9 protein-coding genes and 3 riboswitches are annotated in these 20,253 nt (G+C 47.0%); of the genes, 6 read left to right on the plus strand and 3 right to left on the minus strand.

Annotated elements, in window-relative coordinates; genetic code table 11:
• Positions 1-97: 97 nt before the first annotated feature.
• Positions 98-2,029, minus strand: coding sequence for a sigma 54-interacting transcriptional regulator (locus BLP63_RS01010; RefSeq protein ID WP_092589024.1), 1,932 nt, complete (start codon positions 2,027-2,029; stop codon positions 98-100).
• Between the two features lie 502 nt (positions 2,030-2,531).
• Here BLP63_RS01010 and BLP63_RS01015 point away from each other — a divergent pair.
• Positions 2,532-2,996 (plus strand): hypothetical protein, encoded by a 465-nt coding sequence (locus BLP63_RS01015; RefSeq protein ID WP_092589025.1) that lies wholly within the window; start codon positions 2,532-2,534, stop codon positions 2,994-2,996.
• A gap of 378 nt (positions 2,997-3,374) precedes the next feature.
• Here the strand turns inward: BLP63_RS01015 and BLP63_RS01020 are convergent, their stop codons facing one another.
• Positions 3,375-4,190, minus strand: coding sequence for a nitrilase-related carbon-nitrogen hydrolase (locus tag BLP63_RS01020; RefSeq protein WP_092589026.1), 816 nt, complete (start codon positions 4,188-4,190; stop codon positions 3,375-3,377).
• A gap of 272 nt (positions 4,191-4,462) precedes the next feature.
• Between BLP63_RS01020 and BLP63_RS01025 the strand changes: the two genes are divergently transcribed.
• On the plus strand, positions 4,463-6,193 hold the full coding sequence (locus BLP63_RS01025) for an S-layer homology domain-containing protein (protein ID WP_092589027.1): 1,731 nt from the start codon (positions 4,463-4,465) through the stop codon (positions 6,191-6,193).
• A gap of 407 nt (positions 6,194-6,600) precedes the next feature.
• A complete protein-coding gene (locus BLP63_RS01030) occupies positions 6,601-9,891 on the plus strand; it encodes a hypothetical protein (protein WP_092589028.1) in 3,291 nt (1,096 codons plus the stop codon).
• A 634-nt stretch (positions 9,892-10,525) separates the two neighbouring features.
• Here the strand turns inward: BLP63_RS01030 and BLP63_RS01035 are convergent.
• On the minus strand, positions 10,526-10,915 hold the full coding sequence (locus tag BLP63_RS01035; RefSeq protein ID WP_092589029.1) for an AbrB family transcriptional regulator: 390 nt from the start codon (positions 10,913-10,915) through the stop codon (positions 10,526-10,528).
• A gap of 387 nt (positions 10,916-11,302) precedes the next feature.
• Positions 11,303-11,383, plus strand: a riboswitch (cyclic di-GMP riboswitch).
• A gap of 121 nt (positions 11,384-11,504) precedes the next feature.
• Between BLP63_RS01035 and BLP63_RS01040 the strand changes: the two genes are divergently transcribed.
• The 3 genes from BLP63_RS01040 to BLP63_RS01060 all read left to right on the plus strand — a co-directional run bounded on the left by BLP63_RS01040 (position 11,505) and on the right by BLP63_RS01060 (position 20,168).
• Complete coding sequence (locus BLP63_RS01040; protein ID WP_092589030.1) at positions 11,505-13,598, plus strand: SpaA isopeptide-forming pilin-related protein; 2,094 nt, start codon at positions 11,505-11,507, stop codon at positions 13,596-13,598.
• A gap of 394 nt (positions 13,599-13,992) precedes the next feature.
• Positions 13,993-14,074, plus strand: a riboswitch (cyclic di-GMP riboswitch).
• Between the two features lie 686 nt (positions 14,075-14,760).
• Complete coding sequence (locus tag BLP63_RS16780) at positions 14,761-16,590, plus strand: MSCRAMM family protein (protein ID WP_170829214.1); 1,830 nt, start codon at positions 14,761-14,763, stop codon at positions 16,588-16,590.
• Between the two features lie 431 nt (positions 16,591-17,021).
• A riboswitch (cyclic di-GMP riboswitch) is annotated at positions 17,022-17,104 on the plus strand.
• Positions 17,105-17,252: 148 nt separating this feature from the next.
• Positions 17,253-20,168: a prealbumin-like fold domain-containing protein gene (locus tag BLP63_RS01060; protein ID WP_092589033.1), complete on the plus strand. Its 2,916-nt coding sequence runs from the start codon at positions 17,253-17,255 to the stop codon at positions 20,166-20,168.
• Positions 20,169-20,253 lie beyond the last annotated feature (85 nt).

Here is a 20,253-nt window from a genome sequence, read left to right on the forward strand (position 1 = left end):
TCAAAATTAACTGTTTTGTCACGAATGAAACCAACAAGAAACAAAAAAGTCCCATTGATGAAACGTTTATGTTTCAACAATGGGACGTTTATATTTTTCAATAAAGCTCAACATTGGCAATATTGTACTTCTTCATTTTTCTCCACAAAGTAGATCTGGATATGCCCAAAGTTTTGGCCGTTAATAGGATTATTCCTTTGTTATCTCTTAAGCATCTTTCAATTTTTTCCTTTTCACCACTAATTTTTGAATAGTCTATTTCATTAGATTTGTGTAAAACGTTAATTTGTTCTACACCAATAAAAGGTTGTTCGACTGAAAAATATTTGTCTTTAATATCACTTAGTTCAAGCACTTTCTTTTTATGAATTACCATTATTCTTTCAACAAAATTTTTTAATTCCCTAATATTACCCGGCCAATCATATGACATTATATGCACCATTGCGTCTGACTCAATAGTCAATATTGATTTATTAAGCCTTTGACTAAACTCACGCATAAATTCATTGATTAACTCTGGAATATCTTCTACCTTTTGCCTTAACGGCGGCATATCGATTTTTAAAACGTTTAGCCTATAATATAGATCTTCTCTGAATTTATTTTTCAACGTCAATTGCTTTAAATCCTTGTTTGATGCGGCAATAACCCTGACATTAATTGGCATTAATTTATTATCCCCTACCCTCATGACATTTTTTTCTTGCAAAACTCTTAATAGCCGGCCTTGAAGCATTGGATTCATTTCACAGATTTCGTCCAAAAATATTGTCCCGCCGTGAGCTAATTCAAATAAACCTCGTTTTCCTTTTCGGTCTGCCCCTGTAAAAGAACCTGGCGCATATCCAAACAACTCTGATTCCAATAAATTTTCCGGGAAAGCTGCGCAGTTAACGGCAACAAACGGGCCATTTGAAACCTCACTATAGTTATGTATACTTTGCGCAATGACTTCTTTTCCAGTACCAGTTTCACCCTCAATCAAAACTGTGGAATTGACCGCTGCGTAATCCTTCGCAATTCTGATCATTTCTTTTGATATATTGCTATTACCTACTATGTCATCAAACTTATATTTTGCATAAAATCCCGTCGACATAATCTCTCTTCTTATTTTTTCCTCAGTCTCTTTAAGTTTATTAACATCCTGTAGGATAGTAATGACATCCATGATTTCATCATTTACCTTCACAGGTATATTTGATACTAATAATTTAACTTGATTTACTTCTTTGATAATTTCAAGTTCGCTTGCTTCATTGATAAAAATATCCTTGATATTTAATTCATCAAACTCAGAAAAAACACTTTTGCCAATAATTTCATCCGCATTCTTCTTTAACAACTTTTCTGCCATCGCATTAAATATTTTAATAATGCCATGCTTATTAACTGATATAATTCCGTCATTGCTATTTTCTACTATCGCCCTCAATCTTTGCAATTTATTCTTTTCCTCTATAGTAGCAATAGAGACCCTCACGCCTTCTGAAACAGCAGAAATTATTGATTCTCTCGAACTCTGTAAAACAATCGGGGTTAAACCATATTCATAAGATGGTTTAGATATTGTTCCGCCACCAATAACAACCTTGATTCCTGCAGAAGCTAATTGCTTAATTTTATCCTCGATTTCATCTTCACTCTTCACAACCACGAAACGAAATTCTTTATTCATAATTCTCATCAGACTTTCACAAGGTACAATCATATTATCAAATGCTATTATTGCAATATTTTTATCAATGAGTAACCCTTTTTGTACTGCGTCAAATACATCGATCACGCTAATAGGGATTGGAATAATAGGTAGATTAATATCACTTTTGTTCAATAAGAGTTGAATCCCACCCCTGGCGATAATTGCGTTATATCTTTTGTTCTCATATTCTTTAGCAAGATCATACCTTGTATCCATTGATACTTTCACTACTTCGATATGCAAATCAGTTTTTTTGTACTCTAACGCAACCTTGCATGCCAAATCATAAATCCCATCAGCAACCATCATAAGCAATCGTATCAATACTTTCACTCCTCTGTGATCTATTGTAGAACTAATTAATTCATTAGTAAGCCTTTATTTGAAAGACTGATTTCTGATCCAGCAATAATTAATGCCATTTCACGAGTACATGATCTTATTATATGCTGACTAACCGCAAAAATCACCCTCTGATCTCAGTCCGTAGAGGCTTACCCTGTCGAAATCTTTTCCCCCATGGTATAATCCTACCCCCGTACACCCAGCGAAGTTGATAAGCTGTTTACCGCTGGACATAAATATTGCAAAGCTTTCAGAGACTGAATTTAGAAAAACGAGTTTTTAGGTACCAAGTACAGGAAAATAAATAAGTGAATTTGATTTAAAATTTTCCGCATGCCTTCGCCAAGCGTCTTCCACAGCATGCATAATTTAAAATTTCCTGTCACAATCCATGCCAAATTTGGCAATGACAAATGACTTGACATTATAGCTTCGCCTCCTTCAATCTTATATAATCTTTGTAATGATAGGAGATGATGGCATGGAAATCAAAGTTAATCAAAAGTCGAGATCAAAGAGTGGCAGTGTATTGAAACGACTTGCGGCACTTTTAATGATCAGCATTATGGTCTTGGGCCTTTCTGCCTGCAAAGGTGATGCCGCGGTCCCCGCAGCCCCGGAAAAAATGGACATCAGCGGTGAATATCAAGGCACAGCGACCATCACGGAAGCAAAAAGCGATGCTCTGGGTGAAGTGACGGACATGAGCTTCAAAATTGTACAAAATGATAATGGAACAGCGACAATGACCATTAATGACAACACCGTGGAAGGCACTTATGATCCCAAAACCGGAAGCTTCAGCATGGAGCATGGCTTTCTCTGGAATCTGACCTTTGCGCCTGAAGAAGATACGATTACCGCGAAAGGGACTATGACCACTGAAGAGACCGGCGAGGGCTTCACCCAGGAGGTTACGCTGGAACTTGAAAGGGTTGGCGATTAAAGGATTGCCGTGGACCCTGAGTTGCTCGGGAGCGATAGGCACCAGCCGCAGGTACAGGAAAAAGAAATTGGTGAAATTGATTCACAATTTAACTTACACTACCACCAAGCGCCTCCGGAGCTCTCTTCGGGGGCGCTTTTCCATATCCTTAGTTTTCTCACGTGAAGCTTCACCAAAGCGCACTTTTTGTGCCTCCTAAATGCCCCAATGTCTGGAAATACATCAAGTGAGATAAGCCTCCCGGTCCCTGCTCTCCGCCGGTTTCTACCTCTCTCCGATTTCCTGTGAGGTGTGGGGGATGGGGAACCAACGGTTAATGTCTTGAAAAAGGGCAGAAAAAAAGCCACCACATGGCTGTGATGGCCTTTGCAGCAACGATCAGTACTTTTCCAGTGCGCTCATGCTGAAGGTATCTTCCTTGAAATCATTAAAATAAGGCAGCTTCGCTCTTGCATTGACCACTTCCTCAAGGCTGATCTCGGCATAGACAATTTCTTCAGCGTCACTGGATGCTTCAACGATCACTTCGCCCATTGGTGACACCACCTTGGAGCAGCCGCATGCGCCGTCGCCCACCGGATTCGATCCGGCCATATAGAGGACATTAAAGAGCGCATTGCCCGCAAGGTCGACATGCCATCTTCGTTCAGCGGGAATGCTCCAGACAGCGGGGACAAAGATGAGCTGCGCCCCTTTTAACACCATGATGCGGGCGGGTTCCGGATACTCAACATCATAACAGATCATGAGTCCAATCTTTCCGAGTGGCGTATCATAAACCGGAAACGCATTTCCTTCCCTGAATTTCAGTTTTTCCTGACCCCACGCGTAGACTTTTCGCATGTTGCCAATCACATGGCCTTGATCATCAATGAAAATGGCCGAATTGTAGATTCTGCCGGGAAGCGCCGTCGCTTCAGCGTAGCCGCCAATAATGTAGATTTGAAGCTCTCTTGCCAGCTTTGAAAGGTGCTGGATCAGGAAACCATCGGCAGGCTCCGCGAGTCTTTGAAAGTTCTCTGAGTCAAGATGGTACCCGGTATAAAAGAGTTCGGGCAGGCACGCTATTCTGGCGCCCTTTTCGGCAGCCTCGCGGATGAATTTCTCAGCATGATCAAGGTTTGCTATGGTGTCGCCTTGAATGGATCTCATTTGGATCAGCGCGATCTTATATTGTTTTTCTCTGACAGCCATCCTTACCCAACTCCTCGTTTAAAATACGGTCCGTTTGTGTCTCGTTTTTATAAAAGCAGGCGCGTCACATACCCAAAACAATATACATATTATAACATATGTGCGTCAAATAACCAACGACCCCCAGATTGGATTGCCTGCATGGCGCTCCAAAAGACTGCACGGGCCAAGCAGGCGCCGTTTTTGCTTTTCCCAAAAGTTTCTGCATGGTATAATTTTACCAATTCAACGCAAACGGAACCATCTCATTATTCAATTGGGGGTAAACACGCATGATTAAAACATCCTGGTCTTCGACTTCGCCCCGCATCCTGAGCCTCATCCTGACCCTTGCCCTCCTCTTCACCGCTCTCCCACTTCAATCCCCGGCCTTTGCCGCCACCCCCTTCACCGACGTCCCCAGCGGCCACTGGTCTGAACCCTTCGTCAATAAAGCCCGCGACCACGGTCTCATGAAAGGTATTGCCGATGGTCTCTTTGGCTTCAATCGCAGCATCACCAGAGCCCAATTCGCCACCATCCTCTACCAGATGTTCGACTGGGAGCTTCTGAACCCCGCAGCCCCATCCTTCACCGACGTCCCAGCCACCCAGTGGTACTTCCCTTACGTGGAAACCGCCCTGGCGAGCAACGTCATGGACAAAACCGAGACCTTCAGCCCGGACCAGCCCATCCTAAGAGAGGACATGGCGGCCATGCTCGTCAGAGCCCTGGGCTACAACACCCTCGCGACTAAAGCTGCCCAGTACGGCCACCCCTTTGTGGACGTGACGGACAAAGCCGGCTATATTACCATTGCCTACGACATTGGCATGATCAAAGGCACCAGCGCTGCAACCTTTGCCCCAAAAGCCACCGCGACCAGAGAAGAAGCCGCCACAATGCTGGTGCAGGTCTATGAGAAATACATCAGCGAAACCAACTGGATCCATGGCTTTTATGCCTTGAAATCCTTCAATCAGCTCGACCTTACCACCCAAATGAACGCCGTTACTGCAGGCTGGAGCCGTATGAGCTATAACACCACCACCGGCGCCTACCTGAACACCACCGACCAAAACAGCAACGAATGGCAGGTTCCGGATGGCTACGAGCTGGTCACCGGCTTCCTGGAGACCAACCAAAAGCCGCTGAACCTCAGCGTGTATCTCGACACCTCCGTCACCTTTACTCAAGCCGATGGCACATCCACCAACACCGCCCGGGCCATCCTGCTGGACCCCGCCCAAAGAGCTCAGGCCATCCAGGCCATTCTGAGCGAGCTGACACGACCCTACGACGTCTTAGGCAAAAATCCTTACAGCGGCGTGACCATTGATTTCGAAGGCCTCCGGGGACCTGAGATGAAGGCCGCCTTCACTGCCTTCCTCGAAGAGCTGAAGGCAGGACTCGACGCCACAGGCAAAAGCCTCTACGTCATGGTACAGCCCGCAGTATGGAACTCTGCCTACTTTGACGGCTATGACTACCGTGCAATTGGGTCGCTGGCGGATCGCGTGATCCTGATGGCCCACGACTATCAGCCCACGAACCTGAAGGGCTTTGAGGAAACGACCTTCCATAAAAACGCGGCCCTGACACCGCTGGAGCAGGTCTATTATTCGCTGAAAATGGTGACAGATCCAACCAACGGCGTCGCGACCCAGGATCAGGGGAAGCTGGCCCTGGCCATCAGCTTTACCAACATGGCCTGGACCACCTCGGAAGGCCTGCTGTCAAACCCTATCCCACGAAAAATTGAGACCTCCACGGTCTATGCCCGGATGACCTCGCCTGACGCGGCCATGGGCTACTCCGAGGTCTACCGTAACCCTTACCTGACCTACACCACCGAGACCGGCGAGGAGATTTTCCTCTGGTATGAGGATGCCCGCAGCGTAGCGGATAAGCTGGCCCTGGCAAAGCTGTTTGGTATCCGCGGCGTGTCCCTGTGGCGGCTCGGCCAGGTGCCGGCGTATGGGGACGCGGGTCTTGAGTTTGATGTGATGCAGGTGCTGAAATAGTGCCTCTTTGGGGGAGTGTGTGCCGATGGTCGACTATCGGCACATCCTCTCTTTTTTTCTCTCCCCATTCCACCCAACAACAATATGACCACAATCTGAACAATATGAGCATTATGTTAACCTTTTGTAACCTCGGGTATAAGGTTGACATAATTCACCACCAAGCCCTACATAGCCCCCTGTGGCATCCGCCTAACCGCGGTATGTGTCCCGGCGCGCTATTTTTTGGCGGTGGCAATGATCCCTGGATTGTACTATGGACGCCTGTGATCCGGGAAGAGCCAGTGGCGTAACCGACCCCAACAAGGGGTCTTTTTCATTTTTTGAAAGGCGGAATGTGTATGGGAAAGTGTAGAGGTTTCGCATGTGAACTTCACTCAAATCCTATTTGAAACGGAGTGAGATTAATGTCAGATTATCACATTATTAAATCCAGCAGGCGGCGCCTGATGCCGCTTTTGCTGTTACTCGTCATGATTTTGGCCATGCTGCCTATGGGCAGCTTCGCGGCGGATGAAACGCTGTATGGCTACAGGGTGAATTATAACAATACCCAGACCCAAATCACAAATAATATTGGCTGGTACAATGCTCAACTTGGCAATGGTTGGGCAGAGGGGGACTGGGTTCCTTATCAGCTTGTCATCACTGGTCTGGACGGCATTGATGATTTGTCAAGAATTGCAGTTGCTTATGACTTTTTCCTGGAAATAAAAAACGATGAATTACAGGATGGCGCAGTTCTAGTCGACTTGGTCAGAGGTTTCCAAATCCGTTCAACCAGCAATGCTGGCCAGAATATTATGCTGACAGACAGCCAAATGGGTTATCCATCCTCACAGACTTCACCAATCAATATAGTTGACGAAATGGAAGCTGCGCAGACTAACAATGATGTAGGTCTGTGGACAGGATTTGATTCTATTGATGTGCCAAAAGAACAGATAAATGTCGGTTTCGACGGAACCACATTTGTCCCTCTGACACCAACAGATTCAGTCGCTCACTTCTATATAACCAAGCAACAATTGGTTGAAGCGGGTGTCCCTGCAGACGTAAAATCCATTGTCCTCTACTTCCAGCTTCACTTAGCCAGAACTTCTCTTTGGAGCAGCGGCCTCTTCCAGAACTATGGCAACGAAGGCGTGCCTGCTGAAGAGTGGGGCGGCCACATCTATAAAGAAGGAACAGTTTTTGATGGAGTCACCTACTATGGCTCCTATTACTATCCTGGTGCCTCTGGCCACGCTAAATTAATTGGTGCGACCAGAACCGTTCCAATCCCAGTCCCTTCACAAAACCTGGGCAGCGTCACAGGCATTAAATGGCATGACATGGACGGCGACGGCATTAAAGATGCTGAAGAAGCCTTCCTGGCCAACTGGCCAATTTATATCACCGCTGACATTGAAGGTATGTCCTTCGTGCTGAGCACCATGACAGACGCAAACGGCGTCTACAGCTTCCCTACTTTGACCTATGGGACGAGGTACATCACCGAAGGCGCAACCCGCGGGTCAGAGACCGGCTGGTCCCAGACCTTCCCTGTGGGTGAGTTTGATGTGACCCAGCCATTTGGCGGCTTTGACAGTTACAACGACTATCTGAATGACATTGCTGAAGGCTCAGGCGTCGAGCTTGGGGATCAGGGTTATGAGATCGTCATAGACAGAAACAATTATGCTTTCAGCAGCATGAACTTTGGCAACAGGATGACAGGCGATCTTGAGATCACCAAGCTCTTCGATTACGAAGATGTTGAAGGATTTGAAGATTCAATGCTTCCTGACTCTATCGACATTCATATCACTGGACCTTCCTTCTTGCCAGACGGGGAAGATTTCAGTCTCCCGAAAGAGGACGACTACTATCTCCTTCTCGAGAACCTGCTCCCTGGTGATTACAGCATCACAGAAATAAATGTGCCCGATGGTTGGGACGACCCTAACGTACCAATCAATGTTACCGTCATTGTCGGCGACGTTGTGGACGTTGAGTTTACGAACGTCTTTATGACGGGCGAGTTTAAGATCACTAAAGCCTTTGACTTTGAAGGCGTTGAAGGTTTTGACAAAGCGACTATGCTTCCTATGAAGATCACCGTCCTGGTCACTGGTCCGTCTTATCCTGGACCAGACGGCAAGGAATTCGACATTGACATTGATGAAGAGGGCCTTGGTGAGCTTCTCCTCGAAAATCTGATCCCTGGCGAATATTTCGTAGACGAGCTGGAGTTCACCGGCTCTGACATGTGGGATTCAGATATTGATCCAGCATCTGTTGAAGTTGAAGCTGGTGCTCTGGAAGTCGTTGAAGTTTCCATCACCAACACCTTTATGACCGGCGAACTGTTGATCACCAAAGCCTTTGACTTTGAAGGCGTTGAAGGTTTTGACAAAGCGACTATGCTTCCTATGAAGATCACCATCTTGGTCACTGGTCCGTCTTATCCTGCCCCTGATGGCAAGGAATTTGACATTGACATTGATGAAGAGGGCCTTGGCGATCTTCTCCTTGAAAATCTGATTCCTGGCGAATATTTCGTAGACGAGCTCGAGTTCACCGGCTCTGACATGTGGGATTCAGATATTGATCCAGCATCTGTTGACGTAGAAGCTGGTGCTGCTGAGGCTGTTGAAGTTTCCATTACCAACACCTTTATGACCGGCGAACTGTTGATCACCAAAGCCTTTGACTTTGAAGGCGTTGAAGGTTTTGACAAAGCGACTATGCTTCCTATGAAGATCACCGTCCTGGTCACTGGTCCGTCTTATCCTGCCCCTGATGGCAAGGAATTCGACATTGACATTGATGAAGAGGGCCTCGGTGAGCTTCTCCTTGAAAATCTGATCCCTGGCGAATATTTCGTAGACGAGCTGGAGTTCACCGGCTCTGACATGTGGGATTCAGATATTGATCCAGCATCTGTTGACGTTGAAGCTGGTGCTGCTGAGGCTGTTGAAGTCTCCATTACCAACACCTTTATGACCGGCGAACTGAAAATCATTAAAAACTTTGTTGATGGCATGAGCGGCATGTATCCTGAGTTTATTCAGGTAAAAGTCACTGGTCCATCCTTCCCTGCACCAGAGGGTGATGTTTTCGACATTGACATCGATCCAATCACCGGTTCAGGTGAGATCATCCTTGATAAACTGATTCCAGGCGCTTATACCGTTTCCGAGCTGACCTTTGAAGGTTCAGGCGTCTGGTCTTCCAGCATCAGCGGCTCTCCTGCAAGTGTTGCTGCGAATGCAGATGTCACAGTGACAGTCACTATTACCAACACTATGCAGTACCATGATGAAACGGCTTGGGCCTTTGGCGAGAATGAGAACAGGGACTTCTCAAAATCAGGTAACTGGGGCTGGAATATTGGTCCTATTGAAGAAGGCTACAGCGAACGTCACGAGCTCATTGCTGGTGCCGGTGGGAATATTGTCGAAAACGGCACACTGGTTGGGCATGTTGACATTGATTACACTGGCGGCATCGTCACAGTGACTTATCACATGCTCGAAGGCTTTGAGCTGATGGATACTCACGTTTGGATTGGCGAGACCAATCTTCCTACACTCAAGAACGGCAAGATGACAGATTCTCCTGGTCAATTCCCATATGAGGATGGCGCAAGTGTCGCCGCCTCTGGTGAAGTCTACGTCGCAGCCCACGCAGTTGTGAGAATGCCGGGGAACTAAGAGATTGAAGTAATGTATTGGAGAAACGTTTAGGAAAAGGTGCTGGCGGTTATTGCCTCCTTTTCCCTGGAAGCCGGGCGGCCCGTGGCGGTGGCCCGGCCTCTTTCTGTATTGAAGGTAGGCCCCCGGTGTCCGCGGACACCGGGGGCCTTTTGTTGAAAGTGGGGCACAACGCACCAGTTTTTTGTTGCGTTCTAACGGCATGACCGGGGTCTGTCAGGGCGGGACAGGGCCGGACCAAATGCCTTTTGGATTTTGGTTGGGGACTGGGACGAACCAGACATCCATTTTGGCTTGGCATGTTTTCTCGAATACACCCTATTCAGGCTTCCCGTTGCTTTTTTAATGTTTGAACCTACCATCGGCAAAATAACTTAACTTATGGTTGGGATTTCAATTTGTGTTTTATATCAAAAATATAAATAAAAAAAGCGATCCACTGTTTCAGGTATCGCTTCAACTCTTTGTAGATATTCTCTCTTGTTCCCACTATGATCCCCTGTCTTTTGATCAGCGACAGAAGGGTCATTTCTTATTTTCTGAACAGCATTGTGAAACGCCTCTTTATAAAGCGTTCTTCTTTAGCCTTCGAAAAAATTTCTCTGCTGATGGTAAATATAGCACCGGAAGCATCCTATTCCTCCGATTCAGTTATTCCAAACAGCTCATCCGTAAGATCCACATGATCCTCAGATACTTTTTTCGCTAATTCATCCGCCTCTTTGATGAGCGTTTCAATAGCCGGCCGAATTTGTCTGTTAATCCGCTTAAACTCAGCCAGCAACGTTTCTCCTGAATACCCTTGAGCAATTAAGTCAGCCAAAATCTCCTCTGACAATCCTGGATCGTCGTACTGAACCGGCTTCAGTATAAGCATATCATTTGAGTAAATGCATTCCATTTCATTAACACTTCCCAGTGCTTGATAGTACTTCGCGGGAATTGTAATCTGCCGTTTGGATGAGACATGTATACGGCGTTTCTCAAAATTATAAGGAGCATACTCACTTTGTTTTTCCGACATTTTGACCCTTCTCTCAAATTGTAAGGAAAATTGGTTTCCTTACTTCATAATATTCCGCTGCTCTCGTTTTGTCAATTTATCAGGGAAAAACGAGAGGAACCTCTTAGCAAATTAACATCACAACAGTACCGGAGAAAATACAAGGTATCTGTAGTTGACCCCGGTCACCCCGTTTTCCCCGTAATATAAACACAGCCTGACCTCTTTCTTTTTTGATCATATTGTTAATGAAAATCATTGTCGTTTAGCGCTTAAACCCTTTCTATACGGGTAATTATCCACTATCAAACAGCAGAGCCTTGAAAGCCTTATCTGCTGCACATAGTGATTCCTCTATTTTCCTCCTCACTTCAGATCCCCCAAGCTGACATACCCACAAAACCGCATTACATACAAGGGCAAACCCGCCGAAAGACGGGGGCGCAAAGCCAGGGCCTAAAGCACTGCTATGGCCGACCGGCTGCTATGTACAACCGTTTTGTGTTGTCATGGCAGCTTTTTAATTTGCCCTTGATAGTATTTCAGGCGAATGAATTATTCGAAGCAGTTGAGGCAATTACCCATAATTTTGAAGTGAGAGGTGAGAACCATGTTAGGTATGAAAGGCAAGGTTAAAAGATTTCTAAGCTTAAGCATGATCTTGGCAATGCTATTGATGAGCGTGCCGTCAATGGCAGCGACCTCCGGCGAATTCGAAGGAACCTTCGATATCACCGCAGGCCAGAACACAATAATTGGTGAAGCCACCGTAACCATTGAAGACAATATGCTGACCATTGATGTCGATCTCGACGAAGGGCAGGAAGCCAAGGAATACCATCTCTATATTTTGGACCAGCTTCCAACAGAGCGCTTGACCCCTGGTCAAGCCCCAATTAAAGATACCCTCAACCCTGAACAGGAAGATTTTCAAGTTGGCCCTGTTCAGATTGACCTGGATGACCTCGAACCCGGCCAGTGCCAGGATCTTTACCTGATGCTCCACTTGGCGGTGGGCGGCGAGACCGCTTATGGGGGTAAAATTGTAGATTCCTCTGAAAGCGAGAGCGCATGGTTTGGCTACATCCACATCCAGCTCTGCGAACCGGAGGACCCGGATCCAGAGGTTGGCAGCCTGACGATCTTCAAATTCCATGACATGAACGAAAACGGCGAATTTGACGAAGACGACGAGACTGCCCTCTCCGGCATTGAATTTGAAATCTATAATGAGGACGACGAGGAAATTGAAGGCTCCCCGTTCACCACAGACGAAGACGGCCTGATTGAGCTCACCGGCCTCCCAATTGGTGAATACTTCATCAAAGAACTCTCCGACTACCAGATCACAGGCCAGGTGATTGTCGATGGTCTCATCAGCACCTACGTCGCTTCCAACGATATAACGGATGTGTATATAGGCAACTATTTTGAAGAAGACGAAGAAGAAACCGGCTCCGTCACCGTCTGGAAATTCGAAGATGAGGATAGAGACGGCGAATGGGACGAAAATGAACCGGCCCTTGAGGACATTGAATTTAAACTCTTTAAAGTCCATTACCCTGAATCTGAAGTTGAGAAGGGGGAAGAGGAACTGGTGACAATCGGCAGCGGTTTTACGGATGAAAATGGCAAGCTGGTCTTTGACAACCTGATGTTTGGCGACTACGCCCTCGAGGAACACAGCAGCTATGAAATCACAACGCCGAATGCCCTCAAAAATGGCCTCCTGGAGATTGAGGTCCATGAGGAAGACGGCGAGCAGGTCATCTACGTGGGCAACTTCATTCCGGATGAACCGGAAGAGCCAGAAGAACCAGCCACCATCATCCTTTACAAATTTGAAGACACTGATAAGGACGGCAACTGGGATGAAAATGAAACCACCCTTTCCGGCATAGGCTTCGAACTGTATGGATCCATGAATGATGATGAGCCCGTCGCCACTGGAACTACTGATAGTAACGGCATGATCATCTTCAGCGGCCTGGAGCCCGGGGATTATTTCCTCGACGAGCTGGGCGACAGAACCATTACGACCCCGGTCAACAGCCAAGGTTTCACGGTGATTCTCGACCTTGAAGCTGACGAAGAACGCGACATCGCGGTGGGCAACTTCAGAGAGACAACGCCTCCGCCTCCACCAGAGCCACCAGAGCCGCCGCGCCCAAGGCCTCGCGTTACCAGCAATGATGACGACGATGACCCTGTCGAGTACGGCATGCTCCGCATCCAGAAATTCCTGGATTCAGATGAAGACGGCATCTTTGATGATGACGAATTCGAAATGGTGGGCATCACTTTCGAGCTTTACGACGCGGATCAAGAAACCCTGATCAGCACCAAGGTGACGGACTCAGACGGCGTCATCACTTTCCCGAACCTCGAATTTGGCGACTACTATTTGAGAGAAGTCAGCGACCACAAAATCACAACCGAAGGCTTTAATGCCGATGGTTTCTCATCCAGCCCTATCGAAATAGATTCCGAAGACGTACTGACCATCACGGTTGGCAATGTCAGAAACGTTGTATCGGCCGTCGTGACCGTGGAGCTTCCAGCAGAAGTTGAAGTCATAGAGGATCCCGTTCCACTGGCCCTCCCGGCAGAGCTTCCACAAACCGGTGAAGCCGGCGTTCAATCCTATTATATTCTCGGCGGGCTTATGATGCTGGCCGGGATGTCCCTTAAACGCCTGAGATAGACCCTCCCACTTCTCTTTGCAGCCGGGCTGCCCGCAGTGGCGGCCCGGCCTCTTTTTGTAGTAAAGGTAGGCCCCCGGTGTCCGCTGACACCAGGAGCCTTTTATTGTAAAAGGGGCACATCGCACCTGTTTTGGTGTTGTTTTCACGTGGCGTGACCGGGGATTACTGGTTGGGGACAGGGACTTACCAGATCGATTTTGGTTTTGGTGGGGGACTGGGCCGGGTCAGATGTTTGGGTACGATGCTTGGGGATTGTCCCATACCGGAAAACCCGCTTTTATACCACTCTTTGCTTAAGAGATAATATTGAGTGTAAGCCCATTCTGTTGTTTATTTGACAAGCTTTTTGGGTAACATAATATTGACAGATCATCAATACATACTGAACCAAATCACATACAAAGGCAAACCTGTCGAAAGTCAGGGGCGCAAAGCCCTGGGCCTAAAGCAAAACCATGGTCGTCCGGCTGCTATGTACAACTTGTTGTTGTCGTGGCAGCTTTTTGTTTGCTATGCTTCCACTAATCAAATACACAGAATAAGAGCTTCAACATGGATCAAAGCGAAATGCCTCAAACTTTATTCAATATTCCCGGTGAGTTTTTAAGCTTGTCGGGATGTGCCTTAAACGTTTCGAATAAACACTCGCCTCTCTTTAGCCGGGTCATCCACCAATGGCCCGGTCTTTTTGTGAAAGCTAACAGACGTGCATAAATAAAAGTGATCCCATACTGAAGAGAGCTTGCTCTCGGAAGTGTGGGGCTACTTTTATTTGTATAGGGCGCAGCTATAACCGAGCGAAGCGAGGTTGCATGTCTGGTAGCGTGAGGTGTAAATTACACGCCAAGCCATAGTCCGCTTGCTCTCGGACGTTCGGGATTCCAACCCGTCCCTGTCCCCAACCATGAGTCCCTGTCCCCAACCAAAAAATTCTTCTACCCCCGCCTCCTTCCCCACTCTCACCCTGTTTCAAACCCCTCGTTTTCGGGTAACATAATACCATCAAAACAGCAATACATAAGCCATATTTGGATCCCACCCATGGTCGACCGGCTGCTATGGTCAACGCTTCGTTGTCATGGCAGCCATTTTCTTTTTCAGTTTATCCGGCAACACCCAATCCATTATTACCAAGATGCCTATCCAAGAGAGGTGAGTACAATGTCAGGCATCAAAAACAAACTGAAATCCTTAGTCAGTCTCATGATGATCTTTGCCATGATCTTCACGAGCGCACCATCCATGGCAGATGAAGTCCTCGATTTCACAGGCACCTTCCAGGTCTTTGCCGGCCAGAATGAGGAAATTGGCAGTGCTGCTGTCGAAATTGACGACAGCCTGCTGACGATCCATGTCACCATGGAGCCCGACTGGCCGGCCGACGCCTACAGCCTCTACATCCTCGAAGCCGAGCCCACCGACCGTCTGAACCCCGGTCATGCGCCAGAGAAAAATGAAGCTCTGGATGGGGCCACCGACTTCACTATAGGTCCCATTGACCTATCCCTTCCGGAGCTCGCCCCCGGCCAGTGCCTGACGAGGTACCTGGTCCTCCACATAGTCTCCGGCACGGAAACCGCCTACCCAGGTGACATCATTAAACCATGCAAGGGCCCATGGTACGGCTATATCACCGTCACAATTTGCAAGCCTAAGACCACCCCAACCGGTTCCATCACACTAGAAAAAGTGGTCGTCGACTCAGAGGGCCAGAGCCTCACCACAGATCTCACCCCATTTGAGCTCACGATCACACATCCAGATAGCACCACAACCACGACCACCATCACCGGCAATGGCACCGCGCCACCAATCACAGACCTGCCCCTTGGTACCTACACCATTTCAGAGGCCGTTCCAGAGCACTACACCCTCCAGAGCATCCAAGCCGGAAATATGACCGTCACTCACGATCTGCAGATCACTATTAGCGAAGCTGATCTCGATCACCACGTGACCGTCACCAACCGGAAAGATGCCACAGACACTCCAGACACCTGGAGCCTCAGCCTCATCAAGAAAGTTGTGGATGCCAACGACAAGCCGGTCACGGACACCAAAAACTTTGACCTTGAAATCAAGTACCCGGATGGCTCGCTACACACCCAGACCCTCAAGGGAGACGGCATCCCCGTCACGCTGAGCAGCCTTGATCCGGGCACCTATACAATTACAGAAGTACCCCCAGACGGCTACCTGCTCAAGAGCCTTCAGTCCGGCGACATGACCACCGACAGCGCGCTCGAGATCACCCTTAGCGAAAATGATCTGCCGCGAATTGTCGAAGTCACCGTCACCAACCAGCAGGTTCCTGGCGACACACCGCCTGGGCCTGGGCCAGAACCTGAACCAGATCCGAAACCCGACCCAGAGCCTGAGCCAGAACCTGATCCCGATCCACCAGAAGATACCACACCGCCATCAGAGCCCGGCACACCATCAAACCCACCTGAAAAGCGCGGCGAAATTAACGTCCACAAGTTCCTGGACACCAACCAGAACAACCACCAGGAGCCCTCAGAGTTCGACATGCAAAAGATCACCTTCGAGCTCTACGCCGCAGACAAGACCACCCTTCTGAGCACCAAAAAAACGGGCCCGGACGGCGACCTCACCTTCACCAATCTGCGCTACGGCACCTACTATCTGCGGGAAGTCAGCGACTATACCATCACCTCCCCGGACTTTTCTGCCGATGGTTTCACAACCTCCCCAATCACCATAAACTCTACTCAGGCGCTGACCTTCAACGTGGGCAACTTCAGGGACACCTCGACGGAAGACGTTCCGCCAGATCCTAACCCACCACTCGGTCCGCCTGACGAACCACCTGATATTGAAATCGTCGAGGAAGATCCGCCACCACTTGGCGCTCCCCCCTGGGAGCCTCCAAACACCCTCCCTCCAACAGGCGAGGTCCCGGCGGCAATGCTTAACCTCCTCGGCACCCTGCTCCTCCTTGTGGGAGCATTCCTGAAATACCAGTATTGAAGAGAAACCCAAAGCAGCTGCCGCAAACAGAATTTTTCAGTTTGCGGCAGCTGCTTTTTATTCCGCATTGTCGAAATAATTCATGCATTGTGATCCTGATTATACATGCTCCTGTTATTTTTTTCAAAATTGTTAACAAATTAATTACATTAATTTATTCTTCACCCCAAAATGTCGACGACCCTCGACGAAAATAACTAATACAGCGGTATTCGCTTTCTCCATCATTAAATTTTTCTATACTCATTACAATTATCAACTAATTATTTTGTTCATTATTTTGCATGAACTGTGACAAAATAGGGTATCATCCCGAATGACACTATTAGAATGACTGATACTGGTTAACATAATCCAATAGCTCGCTTTCAATTAAGGAGGGGATCAGAAAATCAGCTTCAAAAGAAGACCATCCTGCTCAACTCACCTACGCATAATAAAGGCAAACCCGCCGAAAGACGGGGACGCAAAGCCAGGAGTCTAAGGGTTAGACTACGACCGTCCGGCTGCTATGCACAACGAACCTGTTGTTGTCATGGCAGTCTTTTTGTTTACAGAAATTCAAAAAGGCTGACCATTCCTCTACGACCCATAGAGATATAGAAGGGGAACATCCAGAGAGAGATTAAATGTATTTCAATTTTATTTGAGAGGTGAGAAAGATGAAAAGAAGTTCGAGATTTTTAGCTATATCATTATCATTGATGTTGGTTTTTCAAGCTTTCGTTATAGCCCCAATTTCTTGGGCTGCTGATTTTGACATAACACTTGATGGCAGCCAATCAGCCACTGTAAACAATGCAATATTCAAACAAAGTCCATCTGATAGCTCAACCGGTACCGGCATCTTCACACCATTCGTAAGGGTTCAAGGTAATGGCACTGAAAGCGGTTATAACACTGATGGTACAACTGAATTTGATACAAAAACAGGAAAATGGACACACGCAATAAAGCTCAGCGACATTCCAACTGTAGATGTCCAAGGTAAATTCTACAGAGAGCTTTTATTAGATCTCAACGAGACGAAAAACGATCCATATATTCAGCTTGATGAGTTTGAAATATGGCTTACTAAAGATAAAGATATAAGTGGTTATCCATTCACTACCGATCAAGCTATTATGGTTTTTAGCTTAGAAGGCGAATCAATATTACTCGACTATAGAATAAACAGCGGCAGCGGTTGGGGCGATTATAAAGCACTCATACCTGATGAACTGTTTGCCGGTTATGGTAATGATTACTATTTTGTTCTTTTCAGTAAATTGACCCAAGCTGATTCGGGCTTCGAAGAGTGGGGCGTTTTAAGCAGTGACATTACTGCTGCGCCTTCCGTAGATATTGAAAAACTGATCTCAATTGACGACGGGGAAACCTGGTTAGATGCTGATACTTCTGAAGACACTGTCCTTGCAGTATATCCCGGCACCGTCCATTTCAAAGTCATTATTGAGAACACTGGGAACGTCCCATTAACAAATGTTGCTGTCACAGATTTTTCCGACGACTCAGAAGCCATTGATTTTACTGGTCTGAATGATTATTTGGGTTTAGGTGACAAAATAGAGAGTGATCCAATTGAGGTCAGCACCATTCTTAGATCTCATGCTAATACCGCGACAATAAACGCATATTATGGTAAAGAAAAAGTTACTGACTCTGATTCCGCAAATTACTACACTTTGCCAGATCCTAAAATAGCTATTAATAAAACTACTAACGGTGATGACGACCTTGATATCATTGTTGGTTCAGACGTTACCTGGGAATATGAAGTTACCAATATTGGTAATGTTCCTCTAAGCGGTATCTCCGTAAATGATAGTGATGAAAACGTCACCCCTGCCTATGTCAGTGGCGACACTAATGAAGACGATATGCTCGACTTAACCGAGACTTGGATCTTCAAAGCTTCTGGAACTGCAATCCAAGGCAGCTACTCCAACACTGGCTACGTTTCAGGTACGTTTGAAGAAAGCACCGCTACGGCTGATGACGACAGTAACTATTTCGGTTATATCCCGGATGCCCCTGCTATTCAAATCACTAAAACCACTAATGGCGATGATGGACTTGAAATCGAAGTTGGTTCTGAAATTACCTGGAGCTACGAGGTTACAAACAAAGGCAACGTCGCACTCGGAAATATCACAGTAACAGACAGTGATGAAAGCATCACACCTGTTTATGTCAGCGGCGATGCTAATACAGATGGTAATCTGGATTTAACGGAAACTTGGATCTATGAAGCCACTGGAACCGCTATCGAAGGCAATTACTCCAATACCGGCTATGTTTCAGGTACGTTTGAAGAAGCCACTTATAGGGACGATGACGATAGCAGTTATTTCGGTTACATCCCGGATGACCCTGCTATTCAAATCATCAAAACCACCAATGGCAATGATGGACTTGAAATCGAAGTTGGTTCTGAAATTACCTGGAGATATGAGATTACAAACAAAGGTAACGTTGCACTCGGAAACATCACAGTAACAGACAGTGATGAAAGCATCACTCCTGTTTATGTCAGCGGCGATGCTAATACAGATGGTAAGCTGGATTTAAAAGAAACTTGGATCTATGAAGCCACTGGAACCGCTATCGAAGGCAATTACTCCAATATAGGTTACGTTTCAGGTTCTTTTGGAGAAGGTACTGTAAATGATAATGATGACAGTTACTACACAGGTTATGTCCCTCAAGAACCTAAAACCCCAGAAATCTCCATCAACAAAACCACCAATGGCTCTGACGGGTCTCGCATTCGCGTTGGTACAGCCATCACATGGGAGTACAAAGTAGAAACGGTCAATGGCTTCGACATTTATGACGTTGATGTCACAGATAGTGATACGGATTTAGACCCTCAATATGTCAGCGGTGATGATGGCGACGGTGTTCTCGAACCTGGTGAAACCTGGATCTACCAAGCAACCGGAACAGCTGTTAGTGGCCTTTACGAAAATATTGGCTACGTCACAGGCTATGCTGAAAGAGAAGTCCCTGTCAGTGACGAAGATACCAGCAGCTACACCGGCTACACGGTTACTACCACTACCACCACACGCCGCACCCCAGACCCAGACCCGGGCAACATTGAAATCTTCAAATTCCTCGACTCAGATGGTAATGGATCTTTCGATGAAGAAAACGAATTCCCATTCGAAAACATCCGCTTCCAGCTCTACGACGAGGATAAGGGCCTCATTGAAACTGCCTCTACAGACGACGAAGGCATGCTCACCTTCAGAAACCTCGACGCCGGTACCTACTACATCAAAGAAGCCCGCAATGATTACAGCATCACCACAGGCGGCTTTGATGAGAACGGTTTCTACGAAGTCGACGTGGATGAAGATGAAACGGTTGAAATCGAGGTCGGCAACTACCGCGAAGTCATCCCACCACAAGAACCACCTCTTGGACCACCACCTGAAGTAGAAGAAATCCTTGAGGAGAAAGTCCCACAAGGGCCTCCACTCCCACAAACCGGTGAAATCCCTCCATACTTCGCTTATGGCATTGGATCACTGCTGATACTCGCAGGTGCGTTCATGAGACGCAAATTCTAAATTGACGGACCACTTATAAAAATAGAGCGTCTTAAAGGCAGAGAGACGAAACGCTATAGCCCTTGAGACCATAGATTGAGAAACC

The sequence above is a fragment of the Acidaminobacter hydrogenoformans DSM 2784 genome, from assembly GCF_900103005.1.
In the GTDB taxonomy this organism is placed as follows: domain Bacteria; phylum Bacillota; class Clostridia; order Peptostreptococcales; family Acidaminobacteraceae; genus Acidaminobacter; species Acidaminobacter hydrogenoformans.

Bases quoted from the DNA above. Each gene is read 5' to 3' on its own strand.
- BLP63_RS01030 (WP_092589028.1), top strand. From the start codon at position 6,601: ATGTCAGATTATCACATTATTAAATCCAGCAGGCGGCGCCTGATGCCG.
- BLP63_RS16780 (WP_170829214.1), top strand. From the start codon at position 14,761: ATGTCAGGCATCAAAAACAAACTGAAATCCTTAGTCAGTCTCATGATG.
- BLP63_RS01015 (WP_092589025.1), top strand. From the start codon at position 2,532: ATGGAAATCAAAGTTAATCAAAAGTCGAGATCAAAGAGTGGCAGTGTA.
- BLP63_RS01020 (WP_092589026.1), bottom strand. From the start codon at position 4,190: ATGGCTGTCAGAGAAAAACAATATAAGATCGCGCTGATCCAAATGAGA.
- BLP63_RS01060 (WP_092589033.1), top strand. From the start codon at position 17,253: ATGAAAAGAAGTTCGAGATTTTTAGCTATATCATTATCATTGATGTTG.
- BLP63_RS01040 (WP_092589030.1), top strand. From the start codon at position 11,505: ATGTTAGGTATGAAAGGCAAGGTTAAAAGATTTCTAAGCTTAAGCATG.
- BLP63_RS01025 (WP_092589027.1), top strand. From the start codon at position 4,463: ATGATTAAAACATCCTGGTCTTCGACTTCGCCCCGCATCCTGAGCCTC.
- BLP63_RS01035 (WP_092589029.1), bottom strand. From the start codon at position 10,915: ATGTCGGAAAAACAAAGTGAGTATGCTCCTTATAATTTTGAGAAACGC.